This window comes from Alphaproteobacteria bacterium, assembly GCA_019635875.1.
Classification (GTDB): domain Bacteria; phylum Pseudomonadota; class Alphaproteobacteria; order Reyranellales; family Reyranellaceae; genus JAFAZJ01.
The window spans coordinates 201,435-216,442 of sequence record JAHBYP010000003.1 but is presented as its reverse complement, the minus strand read 5'-3'; the positions used below and the strand labels follow the sequence as shown (position 1 = coordinate 216,442).

The window sequence follows — 15,008 nt, the reverse complement described above, 5'->3', positions numbered from 1 at the left end:
CTGTGCAATGGTTGGCGTCGAGATGTGCTCCCCCAATGCGCGTCTCTCCTCTCAGGGCCGCTCTCCCCCAACCCCTGCGGCCCTGTCTCGCTCGATGGAGCAGCCGGTCATCTCCGTGATGACCGGCTTTCTTCGTTTCAGGGCATGCGCATATTCTTCGCGCGTGCGAGGTAGGCTTCGGCATCCTCGGCCAGCAGCAGCCGATCCTTCACCAGCGCATCGACGACGGCCTCGACGGCGGCGACGTAGGTCGCGCGATCCGCATAGCGTTCGGCGATCGACGCACGCGGATCGCCGCGCGACTCGCGCTCGGCCGCGGTCGCGGTGAAGGCGAGGCAGCTGCCGTCGCGATCGGCCAGCTCGCCGTTGGGATAGGGCGCCTTGTACTCGTTCCAGCCGGTATAGGTAGCGAGCGGCACGGCGATGTCGGGCAGGCGGATGCCGGCGACCTCGTTGCCGTCGGCATCGACCGCCGACACCAGCGTGCGATAGGCGCGCGACGGCTCGACGAAATCCGTCCAGTCGCCGGGTGGGGTGACGGCGTTGGTGCGCCTGATGATCGCGGCGCCGGGGATCGCCGGGAAGCCCGTCGCGTCCGGCGCGACCAGCGTGCCGGCCGCGAGCGTCGGCGCGCGGCTGGGCGGCGGCAGCTTGCCCGACACGACCCACTCGTCGAGCGCGACCAGCAGCGCGCGCACCGCCGGCATCGGGTTGTGCGGGTTGCGCGGATTGCGGTTGGGACCGGGATCGGTGGTCGCGCCGGCGCGGCCGGCATGCTGCGTGCCGGCGATCATGTAGACGCGCGAATTCGCCGGCAGCGTCGCGTCGCGCGCGCCCAGCGGATCGGTGAGCAGCAGCGACGCGCCCTTCTGCCAGTACTCGGTCGACGTGTTGGTCTCGATCAGCAGCGGATCGCTGCCGTCGCCACGCAACAGCGAGCCGCGCGCGCCGGTGAGCGGGTCTTCCATGGTCGCAGTCGAGAACGGGAAGGCGTTCTCGGGAAAGCCGTGGTCCTCGTGCTGGGTGTTGGTACGGAATGGCTGGGCGAAGGGCTGGTTGAGGAACACGCGGCCGACGCCGGCGATGTGGCAGTGGATGCCGTCGAAGACGCGCCTGCCGTCCTCGTCGCGATTGAAGCCTTGCCAGACGTGGTCGCGCAGGTAACGGCCGGCCTGCGAGAAGCCGATCGCCAGCGCATGGGTGATCGGCCCGCCCGTTGCGGCGCGGCCGCCGGGGTCGTGCCTGAGGTAGCTGATGAAGTCGCGCGTCGCGGCGAAGCCGATGCCCTGGACCTTGGGCGACGTCGCCTCGTAGAAGACATCGTAGATCGAGCCCGGTGTCGGCTTGGTGCCGTCGGGCAGCAGCCTGATGGTGCGGTCGTCGATGAAGGTCCAGGGGACGTCGCGGCGCGGCTCGGCCTCGCGCTCGCGCAGCGTGACACGCACCTTCGATGGATCGAGGCTCGCCGCGGGATAGGAGAGTCGGAACGTCTCGGTCGCGCCGCCGGGGCGCGTGCCGCAGCCGAACTCGTCGCGGATGCGGCGTACGATAGGCTGGCCGTTGTCGGTGGCGACCGGCGCGGTGAGGCCGAGCCCGAAATTCGCGCGCGGCGCATCGGGATCCCAGCCCGACCACACGATGGTGTAGCCGCGCCTGAGCGGAAAGCCGTTTCCGAGATCGGCGACGGTGCGCGGATCGTTCATGCCCTGCGGTCCGTCGCAGATGTTGCCGACCAGCATCTTGCGGCCGCGATTGTTGACCTCGTAGAGGATGCGGCCGTTGCCGCGCTTCGCATCGGCCGGGCGCAGGATGAAGAAGTCGGTGGCGTACTCGACGCGGCCGCGCGCGTTCAGCGGCGCCTGGGCGATCAGAGCGATACCGCGGTTGCCGGGGTGCTGCGGATCGAGCTCGCCGCGGGCGACGCCGACGACGCGTTCATAGGCCCCGGCATCGCCGAAAGCCGCACCGTCGGCCAGCGTCTCGACGGCGGTGATATCGATGGAGTTCAGCATGCCGCCATCTTGAACTACCTTCCCCTGGAGGTGCAGGGCAATCGCACATGGCGTTTTCCTCCCTCTCCCCGCAAGCGGGGAGAGGGTCGGGGTGAGGGGGCGTTTCAGGTTGCGCACAGCCGTGGTGCGTCGCTTGCGGCAGCCCCTCACCCCAACCCTCTCCCCGCTTGCGGGGAGAGGGAGCAGAAGGCCAACCCATATGCGATCGCCCTGCCCCCTCCGGGGGAAGCGATTCTAGGCGGTCACTTCCTTCACCGTGATCCTGTAGCCGTAAGCCTCGGGATCGACGCCGTCGAGCGGGCCTTTCGCCGTCTCGCCTTCGGGGTACATGAAGAAGTTCACCACCGTCGAGCTCGGCGCCAGCCTGACGTCGCGGCTGTGGTTGAAGGCGACCCAGTTGGCCTCCCACGAGCCGAACAGGAAGCGCCTGAGGTCGGGCATCTTCGGATCGTCGAGCGCCAGCTTGTCATCGAGCACGACCTTGCGAATGTCGGCCGGATCGGCCGGCACCCAGCCGGTGCCGGCGGTCCAGAACTCGGCGCGGCAATGCTGCGCCTTGCTGACGTCGACGTTGCGCGTGCCCATCGCCGGGTAGTGCGCCGAGGGCGCCACGCGCACGCCGTAGACGCCGCGTGCCGGCACGCCGGCGGCGCGGGCCAGGCCCATGAACAGCGCGTTGAGGTCCGCGCATTTGCCGCCGAGATTGCCCGTCGTGAGCATGGCGCGGATATCGCCGATGCCGCAGCCCTTCACCTTGGGGTCGCGGAAGGTGTTCTCGACGATCCAGTCGTAGATCAGCTGCGCCTTGAGCAGCGGATCGCGCTTGCCGGCGACGATCCTGTCGGCGGTCTCCTTGACGATGCCGTCGGTGCGGATCATCGCGTTGGGCTTGAGGAACTTCGCCACGTCATCGGGCATCGCGCCGCCCTGCGCGCCGCTGGCGAGCGCAACCGCGCGCGGCAGCACGCCGACGCGCACGTTGAGCGTCACCTTGCGCGCCTCGCCGCCCTCGGCCCAGGCGGCGTGCACGGCGCGCGCGCCGGAGCCGAGATCGGTGTGCAGGCTGATCGGCGCGTTGCCGCTCCAGCTCATCGATTCCAGCCGCTGGTAGGGCGCGTCGTGCGGCAGCGGCAGCCAGATCTTCGTGGCGCCGCTGCTCGCCGGAATCTCGACCGCATAGGTCATGTCGAAGCTGCGCCACTTGCCGGCCGCCGTGCTGGGCGTGGCGCGCGCGGGCGATGGCGCGAGGGTGGACGCGAACGGGGCCGCGGCAGACGCGGCAAGCAACAGACGACGTTGCATGGGCTCTCTCCTCCTGGGGGCGGGAAGATCGGGGCATTGAGGTCGTCTTCAGCCCGATTGACCGGCGTGCATCCCTCGGCGCCCGGACCGGGCAGCGCTGGCGGGACGACCTCGACTGCGCGGGCCAAGCCTAGGACGGCGGGCGCGTCGCCGTCCAGTGCCGCCGTCGAGTACCTTCCCCCGCCGACGAAGGGCGATCGCAGATGATCTGGTGGCTGTCTTCGGGCCGCGCCGCTCCAGCGGCGCGCATGATGCGTCGCTGGAGCGACGCGGCCCGAACGCCTTGAAAGAAGCTGCCTGCTCGAGGCGCGCCACTGGAGAGGCGCGCGCCCAGCCTCTTGCGGGCCATATGCGTTCGCCCAGCCCGCCCGCAGGGGAAGGCAAGTCAGAACGATGGCACGAACATGCCGGCCCAGGCGGCGATCGAGACCAGGATCACGCCGGGCACCACGCGCGAGGCGTAGGTCGCGCCGCCATAGGTCGCGGCGATGACGCATTTCACGACGGAGTTGCTGGTGAAGGCGGCAAGGATCGGCCATGACGCTTCCTGCGGCGAGATGCGGCCGGACGCCGCCATCGAGGTCACCGATGCCGCGCCGGCATGCGCATCGGCCAGGCCGCCCGCGGCGGCGGCGATCACCAGGCCGGCCTCGCCCAGCCACTCCTTCAATGCCGCCGAAGCCAGCAGCACGATGGCGACGATGGCCGCGAGCAGCAGCGCGGTCAGCGGATTGAAGGCGCGCTCGTCGGTACCGACATCGCGCGGCTCCTCGGCCCGCGCGGCGTGCCAGGCGAAGAACAGGCCATAGAGGACGGCGACCGCGCCGGCCAGGGCCAGCGGGATGGCGAGCGCGATCAGGGTCGGACGATGGAAGGCAGCGACGATGATCGCCAGCTGCACCACGGTGGCGACCGTCGACAGCACGGCGCCGGCCACGATCGGGCGCAGCGACTGCGGCTCCTTGGTGGCGCGCTCGCCCATGGCGGCGATGGTGGCGGTGCTCGACACGAAGCCGCCGGCGAAACCGGCGATGGGCAGTCCGAAACGCGGGCCGACGATGCGCACGGCGACGTGGCCCAGGGCGCCGATCGCCATGACCAGGATCACGATCAGCCAGATCGTGCGCGGGTTGATTGCCTCCCATGGACCCATCGGCCGATCGGGCATCAGCGGCAGGATCACCAGTGCCGCGGCGCCCAGCACGAGGCCGTCGCGCAGCTCGTCGGCGGTGAGCACCGATCGCACGAAATGGTGGATGTCGCTGCGGAAGGCCAGCAGCACGGTCATCACCACGGCGATCGCACCGGCGGCGGCCGGCTCGCGCAGGCTCAGCGCGCCCAGCGACGGCATGGCGACCAGCGCCGCTTCCGTTGTGAGACCCGGATCCTCGCGGCTGGAATGGAAGTAGGCGACGGCGGTGAGGCCGAAGATCGCGACGCTGGCGGCGATCAGCATCGGCACGCCGCCGATCTCCAGGGCCACGGCGCCCGACAGGCTGGCGATGGCGAAGGTGCGCACGCCCGCCGGGGAATGCGTCTGATCCTCGCCCTTGCGCCGCTCGCGCTCGGCGCCCACCAGCAGGCCGATGGCCAGCGCGCCGGCGAAACGCAGCATGAGGTCGGCGAAGTCGCTCATCGTTTCACTATGAGAACCAGCGGGCTTTTGCGCCAGCAGCGGCTGTGGGAACCTGCGTCAACGAACGTCGGGAGGAAGCGTTCCATGGAATTCGGCATCCTCTTCACCTCGCACGCCAATCCGGCGACCGAGCCCTATCCGCACCGCGACGTGCACGCGCGTGTCACGGCGGAGGTGCTCGAGGCCGAGCGCCTGGGCTACGACATCGCCTGGATCGCCGAGCATCACTTCTCGACGACCTACGGCATCATGCCGGACTGCTTCGCCTACATGGCCTATCTCGCGGCCAAGACCAGCCGCATCAAGATCGGCTCGGCGGTGATCACGCTGCCGCTCTACGAGCCCATTCGCGTGGTCGAGAACACCGCCTTCGTCGACATCCTGAGCGGCGGGCGCGTGATGCTGGGCATCGGCTCGGGCTATCGGCCCTACGAGTTCACCGGCTTCGGCAAGGATTTCGACGCGCGCCGCGACGTGCAGGAGGAGGCGGTCGACTGGATGCTCGAGGCCTTCCATCGAAGGCGCTGGACGCATGACGGCAAGCATTTCAGGGGCACGGTCGAGGGCGAGTACGAGATGCTGCCGGTGCCGATCCAGGAGCCGCATCCGCCGCTGTTCATGGCCGGCGGCACGGACCGCTCCATCGCCTATTGCGGACGCCACGGCTTCGGACTGATGCTCTCGACGCTCGGCGGGCACGACACGCTGGAGAGGCAGATCGCAATCTATCGCGATGCGCTGAAGGACGCGCCGGAGAAGCTGAAGAAGAATCCCGGCGCCGGCTGCGTCGACATCGCGCGCTGGGTCTATGTCGCCGACACCGACGCGGAGGCGCGCGCCGACACCGAGGCCGGCATCATCAGGCACATCGCGCATTTCGGCGGCTCGGGCACCGCGGGCTATCTCGGCTCGGTGTCGGAGAAGAAGGGCGAGCTGCGCTACGAGGACCTGCTGGCGACCACCTTGCTGCACGGCTCGCCCGAGACGGTGACCGTCAAGCTGCGCGAGCTGCAGGCACGCACCGGGCTCAGCTCGCTGTTGCTGCACTATCCCCCGTACTACGGCCGCGATAAGACGCTGAAGAGCCTGCGGCTCTTCGCCGAGCGCGTCATGCCGGCCTTCCGCCCACCCTCGCGCGCGGCGGCGTAACCACCCCTGTCATCCCGAGCGCAGCGAGGGATCTAGTCGTCGCCCTGGATCCCTCGCTGCGCTCGGGATGACAGAAAGAGAAAAGAGGATCTGATTCATGACCGAGCAACACGTGCTGTCCGAGGTGAAGGACGGCATCGGCACCATCACGCTGAACCGGCCCGAGGTGCTCAATGCGCTCTCCGCGCAGATGACCGAGGGGCTGATCGAGATCACGCGCGCCTTCGAGAGGGACGCCGCCGTGCGCTGCGTGGTGATCCGCGGCGCCGGCGACCACTTCATGGCCGGCGGCGACATCAAGGGCTTCCACAAATCGCTGACCGAGGATCGCGAGCGCCATCTCGCCAACTTCGAGATGCGCGTGGTCAAGGCGCACCAGCTGATCTATCACCTGCGCCGGATGGAGAAGCCGGTGGTCGCTTCGGTGCAGGGCGCAGCGGCCGGCTTCGGCCTCAGCCTGATCCTGGCGTCGGACCTCGCCATCGCCAGCGACGATGCCTTCTTCACCCTGGCCTATCGCCATATCGGCCTGTCGGCTGATGGCGGCGCGACCTATTTCCTGCCGCGCATCGTCGGCGAGCGCAAGGCGCTGGAGATCGCGCTGCTGGGCGAGCGGTTCAAGGCGCCCGAAGCGAAGGACGTCGGCATCCTCAACTGGATCGTGCCGCGCGCCGAGCTCGGCGCCGAGACTGCGAAGCTGGCGCGCAAGCTGGCCGACGGGCCGACCTTCGCACTGGGCAAGGCCAAGCTGCTGATCAAGGGTTCGCTCGACAATTCCTGGGACGAGCACTCCCACCGCGAGGCCGAGAACCTCGCTGCCTGCGCCGCCACGGCAGATCACCTCGAAGGCCTGAAGGCCTTCATCGAGAAGCGGCCGGTGAAGTTTCAGGGGCGGTGACGAGGGCCGACGACGCAATGGGCCGACACGGATAAGGGCGAATACGGCGCAAGCGTAAGCCGCTGAAATCACGAGGAGAAGCCCGCGCGCGCCGGTGAAAAGCAGGGCGTTTCGACCACCCTAGGGGTGGAAATTGGAGAATGCGGGAATCGACGGTAAACCGGGAGCAGTCTTTCCAACCGGAGTCCTTCGCATGGCCCGCAATCGCACCATCCCTCCCGAGTTCTGGACCTGCGAGGCCGTCATCGACTGCAAGCCGATGACGCGCCTCCTGTTCCTCGGCCTGTGGAACTTCGCCGACGATCACGGCGTGCAGCCGCTTCGGCCCCGCACCATCCGCCTGCAGGTCCTTCCCGGCGACGCGCTCGACAACGAGGACGTGCGCGCGATGATCGAGGAGCTGGCGGCGCGCAAGCTGGTGCGCATCTACCAGGTCGACGGCGTGGAATACCTGGCAGTCGTCGATTGGGAGCAATATCAGCGCGTCGGCAAGAACGCGCGGCGCCGCTATCCCCCGTTTCCTGTGCCGGTCGAGAACCAGGACAAGTCGCCAGTTGTCGGCGGGGTGGAGGAGGGGCCTTCTGCCTCGCCTGCAACGGCCATCGATGATGAATCGCCGCGAAGTCCGACATCGGACCCTCGGCCGCCGTCTCCCCACTCTCGTGGGGAGAGGGAAGCCCAGTTCACCGATCCCGAGCCGCTGTCGCAGGCGGCCTGAGCCTCAGCCCGCCCTGGCGATCAGCCTGGCGAAGGCGGCGAGGTTCTGCTTGATGACGTCCTTGGTCGGCTGGTCGCTGAGGGTCGTCGGCGCGTTGTCGACCATCTCGAACTTCGAGCCGGCCATGGTCACCATGACCTCGGGCCGGTTGACGATGATGCCCTCGAGAAAGATGAAGATCTGGCGCAGGTGATATTGCGCGCGCGCCCCGCCCAGCGCGCCCGGTGAAGCCGACAACAGGGTGATCGGCTTGTTCTGGAAGGGCTGGTTCTGGACCCGCGAGAGCCAGTCGATGGCGTTCTTCAGCGGGGCGGGGACCGAGTAATTGTACTCCGGCGTGACGATGATCACGCCGGCGGCGGCGCGGACCGCTTCGGCCAGCGCTGTGACCGGCTCGGGGAAGCCCTTGGCCTGGATGTCGAAATTGTAGAGCGGCAGGCCGTCGATCGGCGGTGCCTCGGCGATCTCCATGCCCTCCGGTGCCAGCGCCGGCAGCGAGCGCATCAGCGCGCGGTTGATCGATGCCTTGCGCAGGCTGCCGCAGATGGCGACGACTTTGGCCATGTCGATTGCTCCCCCAGTGGAATCAATGAGCCGATATCAGGCGGTTTCCCGGGCGATGGTCTCGAGGTGCTCGACCAGCTCCTCAGGCATCGAGTAGTTCGGCGAGTGGCCCGAATCGAGCCGCAGGATGTTGAACTTCATCGAGCTGTTGACCATGCGTTGCATCGGCAGGGTGATGGCGTTGCTGCGCAGGCATTCGATGTACCAGCGCGGCACGCCGCCATAGCGCTCCTCGGTGTAGGTCATCGGCGTGGTGACGATCGCGGTGGCCTGCGGGCGCATGCGCGACATGGCGCGATAGACGTCGGCGGGATCGCAGTCGTTGAAGAACAGCGTCGGGATGATCGAGCGCTTGAAGGTGTAAGTGACGCCGCCCGGGCCGGCCTCGTAGGCGCGGCGGATCATCGAGTCGGGATCGCTGCCGGTGATGTCGCGGTTGGTCTTGCCCGGCGGCGGCACGACGCCGGTGACGTAGACCAGGGCGCGGATCTTGCGCCGTCGCGCCTCGGCGGCATGGGTGATGGTGAGCCCGCCGACGCTGTGGCCCACGAGGATCACCGGCTCGGGCTCCTTGTCGAGCATCTTGGAGACGAAGTCGACATAGAGCGGCAGGCTGACCGCCGCCGGCGGCGTCAGCTGATCGTCGCCGCTGCCCGGCAGGTCGGGTGCCAGCACCTTGTGGCCGCGCGCCTCGAGCAGCGGCACGACCTTTTCCCAGCACCAGCCGCCCTGACAGGCGCCGTGAATCAGAATGAATGTTGCCATGACAGTATTCTACGCGCGGCCGACGAGGTTCTTCGAGCCGGGCGCCGGCACGAAGAAATCGGGGGCGAGCTCGGCGCCCGGCACGACGCTGTAGCCCGAGAGATCGCTGACGCCGGCTTCCTTCAGCGCCTCGTCGTCGATGAAGAAGCGGCCGGTGCACTCCCGGCTCGGCCGCGTGAGGATGAAGTGCGCGGCGTCGGCCATGATCTGCGGCTTGCGGCTGCGCTTCATCAGCTCGTCGCCGCCCAGCAGGTTCCTGATCGCCGAGGTGGCGATGGTAGTGCGCGGCCACAGGCAATTGAAGGCGATGCCGTCGGCCCTGAACTCCTCGGCCATCGACCAGGCGTAGACGCTCATGCCGTACTTGGCGAGCGTATAGGCAGCGTGCGGCGCGAACCAGTGCACCGAGAAGTCGAGCGGCGGCGAGAGCGTCAGCACGTGCGGGTTGGCCGCCTTCCTCAGGTGCGGGATGCACTTCTGGGAGACGAGAAAGGTGCCGCGCGCGTTGATCTGGTGCATCAGGTCGTAGCGCTTCATCGGCGTGGCGAGCGTGCCGGTGAGGCTGATGGCGCTGGCGTTGTTGACCAGGATGTCGATGCCGCCGAAGGTTTCGACCGTCCTGGCCACGGCGGCCTCGACGCCCTGCTCGTCGCGGATATCGACGGCGATCGGCAGCGCCTTGCCGCCTTCCTTCTCGATCTCCTCGGCGGCGGTGAAGATGGTGCCCGGCAATCGCGGATCGGCTACCGCCGTCTTGGCGGCGATCACGACGTTGGCGCCGTCGCGCGCCGCGCGCAATCCGATGGCCAGCCCGATGCCGCGGCTGGCGCCCGTGATGAAAAGAGTCTTGCCGTGGAGATTCACCCGGTCCGGTCCCCGATCTGCCGATGCTGGTCAGGGCTGCTTAGCCTTCGCCTTGGCTGGCCGCAAGCCGGCGTTTTTGCAACGCGGCCGCCCGTCCTAGTTGTTGCGCGGCGGCCTGCTGCCGGGAATCGGATCGCCGCTGTCGCGCTCCTTCACCGCCTGCTGGAAGCCGACCGCCTCGGCGCGGCCCTTGAACCACAGGCCCTCGGGCGAGTGGCGGGTCAGCCCGTCGAACACGGTCGCCAGGGTCTGGGTGGTGCGCAGGCCCATGCTGTCGAAGGCGGCGTTGATCGCGGTCTTCTGCATCCACAGCTGGTTCTTGGGCACCCCCTTCATCCGATGGCACAGACGCGCCACCTCGGTGTCGAGCTGGTCCGCCGGTACCGCCCTGGTGACCAGCCCGATGCGCTCGGCCTCGCGGCCGTCGATCAGGTCGCCGGTGAAGAGCATGCGCTTGGCGCGCTCGGCGCCGACGCGATAGACCCACATCATGGTGGTGGGGCAGCCCCAGACGCGGGCCGGCGGGTAGCCGATGCGGGCGTCCTCGGCCATGACGACGAGATCGCAGGAAAGCGCGATGTCGCTGCCGCCGGCCACGGCGTAGCCGTGCACCTTGCAGATGGTCGGCTTGTAGCTGCGCCACAGGCTCATGAAGTTCTGCGTGCAGCGGTCCATGAACTGGTAGTCGAGGAAGGGATCGTAGGCGCCGTCCTGGGTGCCGGTCTCGGCCCGCGGCGCCTCGGCATAGGCCTTCAAGTCGTAGCCGGCGCAGAAGGCGCGGCCGGCGCCCTGCAGCACGATGACGTGCACGAGGTCGTCGCGGTTGGCGAGTTCGACGGCCTCGCGGATCTCGTCGGGCATGTCGCGGTGGATCGCGTTGAGGCGATCGGGCCGGTTCAGCGTGATGGTCGCGACGCGATCGTCGCGGTGCCAGGTGAGGTGCTGGAAGTCCATGGTGGCCCTCGCTCAGAGCGGCCGCAGGTCGTAGCCCAGCCGCGGGAAATGCACGACGATCTCGCCGGCGACCGGATCGCTGCGCCAGATCGCGATCTCGCGATCGTCGATGAAGTGCAGCTCGCCCTCGACCGGATCGCGGCCGTAGTCGTCGGCGCGGATGCGCACGAAGTCGCCGGGCCTGGGGTCCTCGGGCTGCGGCGAGGAGGGCCGCGATGGCTCGGGCGCCGCGTTCCGGGCCACCATGATGGCGTCCTCGGCGCTCATCGGCGTCGGCGTGCCGTGGCCGAAGGCCTTTACCTTGGCCATCCAGGCGCGGATGCGCCCGTAGGGCTCAAGCTCGTGCGCCAGCCGGTCGGTGCGCGCGGTGAGGAACCATAGCGCATGATAGACGGCGAGATCGGCGACGCTCGGCGCGTCGCCGGCGATCCAGGCGCGGTCGTCGGCCAGCATCGACTCGACGGCGGCGATCTGCGGCCGCAACTGCGTGGCGCTGCGCGCCGCGGCGCGGGCCATCGTCGCCGCGTCGGGCTCGGGCAGGCCGCGCATGCGCGCGCGATCGGCCTGCAGGGTGGGCGGCAGCACGTCCATGTTGTTGCCCGAGACGTAGAGCGACATCGGCCGGAACAGACGGTTCTCGGCCCAGTAGGCGACGGCTTCGGCCAGCGCGCTCAGATGCGGCGGGAACAGCGTCGGCTGGGGCACGCGCCGTTCCAGCTCGCGCACGATCAGCGCCGTGTCGCAGTAGATGTCGGCGCCGACCTGCAGCACCGGCGTGCGGCGATAGCCGCCGGTGAGCGGCGTCAGGTCGGGCTTGGGTGCGATCGGCGGGATGATCACCGAGCCCCAGGCCAGCCGCTTGAAGCCCAGGGCGAGCCGCGCCTTCTCGGAGTAGTTGGAGAAATCGTAGTGGTGGAGGATCAAGCGCTACTCGATCTTGATGCCCGCCGCCCTGATCAGCGGCCACCACAAATCGGCCTCGGCCTTGTGGTGCGCGGCCAGCGCCTGCGGCGTCTGCTGCGCCGGCGGCGGGATGTCCTGGCCCAGTGCCGCGAAGCGCTCGCGCACCTGCGCATCGGCCAGCGCCTCCATGATCGCCGCGCTGAGCTTCGCCGCGGCTTCCTTCGGCGTGCCCTTGGGCGCCCACAGCCCGTGCCAGATGGCGATGTACAGACCGGGCACGCCGGCCTCGTCGACAGTCGGGATGTCGGGCATCGCCGCGAGCCGCGTCCTGGCGGTGACGGCGAAGCCCCTGATCTTGCCGGCCTTGACCTGCGGGATCGAGTTGGCGGCCTGGTCGAAGATCAGGTCGATCTGCCCGGCGATCAGGTCCTGCATCGCCGGCGCGGCGCCGCGATAGGGGATGAAGCGCAGCTTGCCGCCGGTCTTCTGCTCGAAGTAGACGCCCGAGACATGCGAGGCGGCGCCGACGCCGGCGGTGCCCGCCGTCACCTTGTCCGGCTCGGCCTTCACGTGCGCCGCAAGCTCCTTCAGGTCGGCGGCGGGAAAGCCGTCGCGCACCGCGATGATCTGCGGGTTGGTGGCGATCAGGCCCAGCGGCTCGAAGTCGGTCAGCACGTTGTAGTTCAGCTGGTAGACCGCGGCGTTGACGACATGCGTGCTCCAGTGGCCGATGCCGATGGTGTAGCCGTCGGGCTGGGCGCGCGCCACGCGGCCGACGCCCACCGTGCCGGCCGCGCCCGTGGTGTTCTCGACCACGACGGTCTGGCCCAGCGAGCGGCTCATGTGCTCGGCGATGATGCGCGCCAGCGTGTCGGTCGGGCCGCCGGCGGAGAACGGCACGATCAGGGTGATCTGCCGGGTCGGGAAGGCCTGGCCGTGCGCGACGCCGCCCAGCGCGAGCAGGCCGGCGATGACGGCCAGAAAAAGGCGACACATGACGGCTATTCCTCCGGCGACGACTTACCCGTCGGCAGCCAAGCGCAGAAGATTGGCGCCGGCAAGGCGATAGAACGCCTTCTCCCGGCGCGGCACGCCCGGCTGGCGGTAGAGGCGCCGCCCGCCGGCAATACCGCGATCGGTCGTCCAGTCGACGCGGCAATAGCCTTGGTCGCGGGCAACCTTCGCCATGCCCCGCAGCAGCGCGCTGCCGACGCCCGTGCCGCGCCCGGCTTTGCCGACATCGGGCGCTGTCTAGCGGCCGGGACGGGCTTTGGGTACGGTTCGCGCCAAGATCGCGACAGCGGCATCTGGGAGGACACCATGGTCACACGGGCAGGGCGTCTGCAGCGGCGCACCGTCATCGCCGGCGCGCTCGGCGGCGTCGCGCTGGCGGGCGGGGCACGCGCGCAGATCGGCGGCGGTCGGCCGATCCGCATCCTGGTCGGCTTTGCCGCCGGCGGCGGCAACGACGTGGTGGCGCGCATCCTGGCGCAGAAGATGGGCGAGTCGCTGGGCCAGTCGGTGATCGTCGACAACAAGGCCGGCGCCAGCGGCCTGATCGCCGCCGACATCCTGGCCAAGGCGCCGCCCGACGGGCTCACGCTGATGGTGGCGTCGCAGACGACCTACTGCGTGGCGCCGGTGCTCTACCGGTCGGTGAAGTTCAACGCCGAGAAGGACTGCGCCGGCGTGGCGCTGCTCGGCGCCTCGCCGCTGGTGCCGGTGGTGCATCCCTCGGTGGCGGCCAAGTCGGTGGCCGAGCTGATCGCGCTGGCCAAGGCCAGGCCCGGCGTGATCAACATCGGCTCGGGCGGCGTCGGCACCACGCCGCATATGGCCGGCGAGCTGTTCATGACCATGGCCGGCATCAAGATGACGTCGGTGCCCTATCGCGGCGAGGCGCCGGCGCTCAACGACCTGCTGTCGGGCCAGCTGCCGGTGCTGTTCTCCAACATCTCGGTGTGTCTGCCGCACGTGAAGTCGGGCGCCCTGCGCGCGCTGGGCGTCACCAGCCCGGCGCGCTCGCCGGTGGCGCCCGATCTGCCGACCGTCGCCGAGTCGGGTCTGCCGGGCTTCGAGGGCGAGACCTGGTTCGGGCTGACCGCCTCGCCCGGCACGCCGCGCGACGTGCTGGCGCGTCTCAATGCGGAGGTGGCCAAGGCGCTGGCCGCGCCCGACGTCAAGAGCCGCTTCGCCGCTCTTGGCATGTCGGTCGCCGGCGGCAGTCCCGAGCAGCTCGACGCGCTGATCCGGTCCGAGATCGTCAAGTGGGGTAAGGTGATCCGCGAGGCGGGCATCAAGCCGGTCGATTGAGCAGGAGGACGGTGGCCATGAGCGACGCCTACGACATCGACATCGTCGTGCAGGGCTTCCCGGGCAAGTCGGTGTGCCATGCCGGGCTGGGCTGGAGCAGCGTCGTGCTGGTGCGCGGCCATGGCCGCGTCGCCCTGGTCGATACCGGGCCGATCGGCATGCGCAAGCTGATCCGCGAACGCCTGCACGAGCGCGGCGTCGCGCCGGGAGACGTCACCGACCTGCTGCTGACCCACGCGCATCACGATCACAGCATCAACTGGCCGATGTTCGCCAACGCGCGCGTGGTGATCGCCGACACCGAGCTCGACTGGGCGCTGAAGCAGCCGGCCGGCGAGACGCCGGTGCCCGAATTCTATATGCGCGAGCTCGACCGCTGGCCGAAGCTGACGCGCGCCAGGGACGGCGAAGAGGTGATGCCCGGCATCACCGCGCACCTCGCGCCTGGCCACACGCCGGGCTGCCTGGTCTTCCGCCTGCAGGACACCACGCGCGACGTGATCTTCACCGGCGACGCCGCCAAGAACCGCGCCGTGCTGCTGTCGCGCACCGCCGACATGACCGACGATCCCGGCCAGACCCGCCGCTCGATCGACATGATGTGGCGCTTCTGGCGCGCGCGGCCCGGCAACATCCTCGTGCCCGGCCACGATTTGCCGATGAGCCTGGAGAACGACCAGCCGCGCTACATCGGCAAGCGCGAGGCGGCGATCACCATCTGGAACGGCGCCAACCTCGAGCAGACGACCCGGATCGAGCTTGCGACGTTCAAGGCTGCGGCGATCCTGGTGCCGGTGAAGTAGGGGGATACGCGGCCGACCGATCAGGCAGCAGGGCCTGCGGTATCGCGTCAACGCGATATTGCCGCGGCCGATTGCTCAATGCTGCCGCTGTCTCGGCACGAACAGTGCGGTCGAGGTGAAGTAGCAC

15 protein-coding genes are annotated in these 15,008 nt (G+C 69.2%); 5 read left to right on the top strand and 10 right to left on the bottom strand.

Translation table 11 applies throughout. From position 1 onward, the window contains the following. Positions 1-137 precede the first annotated feature (137 nt). The 3 genes from KF889_12330 to KF889_12320 all read right to left on the bottom strand — a co-directional run bounded on the left by KF889_12330 (position 138) and on the right by KF889_12320 (position 4,950). Positions 138-2,012, bottom strand: a complete 1,875-nt coding sequence (locus KF889_12330) for a hypothetical protein (protein ID MBX3500225.1) — start codon at positions 2,010-2,012, stop codon at positions 138-140. Between the two features lie 234 nt (positions 2,013-2,246). After that, the gene (locus tag KF889_12325) at positions 2,247-3,314 is read right to left on the bottom strand and encodes a transglutaminase domain-containing protein (GenBank protein ID MBX3500224.1); all 1,068 of its coding nucleotides are present in this window, start codon (positions 3,312-3,314) and stop codon (positions 2,247-2,249) included. Positions 3,315-3,699: 385 nt separating this feature from the next. Beyond that, complete coding sequence (locus KF889_12320; protein MBX3500223.1) at positions 3,700-4,950, bottom strand: MgtC/SapB family protein; 1,251 nt, start codon at positions 4,948-4,950, stop codon at positions 3,700-3,702. 84 nt (positions 4,951-5,034) lie between these two features. Between KF889_12320 and KF889_12315 the strand changes: the two genes are divergently transcribed. The 3 genes from KF889_12315 to KF889_12305 all read left to right on the top strand — a co-directional run bounded on the left by KF889_12315 (position 5,035) and on the right by KF889_12305 (position 7,715). After that, entirely contained in the window at positions 5,035-6,099 is a 1,065-nt protein-coding gene (locus KF889_12315) for an LLM class flavin-dependent oxidoreductase (protein ID MBX3500222.1), read from the top strand. Between the two features lie 97 nt (positions 6,100-6,196). Beyond that, positions 6,197-6,997 carry an enoyl-CoA hydratase gene (locus tag KF889_12310; GenBank protein ID MBX3500221.1) on the top strand — a complete coding sequence of 267 codons (801 nt, stop codon included), beginning with the start codon at positions 6,197-6,199 and terminating at the stop codon, positions 6,995-6,997. 193 nt (positions 6,998-7,190) lie between these two features. Next, on the top strand, positions 7,191-7,715 hold the full coding sequence (locus KF889_12305) for a hypothetical protein (protein ID MBX3500220.1): 525 nt from the start codon (positions 7,191-7,193) through the stop codon (positions 7,713-7,715). A 3-nt stretch (positions 7,716-7,718) separates the two neighbouring features. On the opposite strand, the gene KF889_12300 is transcribed toward KF889_12305, so the two are convergent. The 7 genes from KF889_12300 to KF889_12270 form a co-directional block, all read right to left on the bottom strand. Then, positions 7,719-8,279, bottom strand: a complete 561-nt coding sequence (locus KF889_12300) for an NAD(P)H-dependent oxidoreductase (GenBank protein MBX3500219.1) — start codon at positions 8,277-8,279, stop codon at positions 7,719-7,721. Positions 8,280-8,315: 36 nt separating this feature from the next. Continuing rightward, complete coding sequence (locus tag KF889_12295) at positions 8,316-9,044, bottom strand: alpha/beta fold hydrolase (GenBank protein ID MBX3500218.1); 729 nt, start codon at positions 9,042-9,044, stop codon at positions 8,316-8,318. A 9-nt stretch (positions 9,045-9,053) separates the two neighbouring features. Further along, on the bottom strand, positions 9,054-9,908 hold the full coding sequence (locus tag KF889_12290; GenBank protein MBX3500217.1) for an NAD(P)-dependent oxidoreductase: 855 nt from the start codon (positions 9,906-9,908) through the stop codon (positions 9,054-9,056). Between the two features lie 96 nt (positions 9,909-10,004). Beyond that, complete coding sequence (locus KF889_12285) at positions 10,005-10,862, bottom strand: crotonase/enoyl-CoA hydratase family protein (protein ID MBX3500216.1); 858 nt, start codon at positions 10,860-10,862, stop codon at positions 10,005-10,007. A gap of 12 nt (positions 10,863-10,874) precedes the next feature. After that, the gene (locus KF889_12280; GenBank protein ID MBX3500215.1) at positions 10,875-11,786 is read right to left on the bottom strand and encodes a glutathione S-transferase family protein; all 912 of its coding nucleotides are present in this window, start codon (positions 11,784-11,786) and stop codon (positions 10,875-10,877) included. A 3-nt stretch (positions 11,787-11,789) separates the two neighbouring features. Beyond that, entirely contained in the window at positions 11,790-12,761 is a 972-nt protein-coding gene (locus KF889_12275; protein MBX3500214.1) for a tripartite tricarboxylate transporter substrate binding protein BugD, read from the bottom strand. Positions 12,762-12,785: 24 nt separating this feature from the next. Beyond that, entirely contained in the window at positions 12,786-12,953 is a 168-nt protein-coding gene (locus tag KF889_12270) for a hypothetical protein (GenBank protein ID MBX3500213.1), read from the bottom strand. A gap of 132 nt (positions 12,954-13,085) precedes the next feature. Here KF889_12270 and KF889_12265 point away from each other — a divergent pair, with 132 nt between their 5' ends. Both KF889_12265 and KF889_12260 read left to right on the top strand, forming a co-directional pair. After that, positions 13,086-14,078, top strand: a complete 993-nt coding sequence (locus KF889_12265; protein MBX3500212.1) for a tripartite tricarboxylate transporter substrate binding protein — start codon at positions 13,086-13,088, stop codon at positions 14,076-14,078. Positions 14,079-14,095: 17 nt separating this feature from the next. Next, entirely contained in the window at positions 14,096-14,881 is a 786-nt protein-coding gene (locus KF889_12260) for an MBL fold metallo-hydrolase (protein ID MBX3500211.1), read from the top strand. Positions 14,882-15,008: the final 127 nt, after the last annotated feature.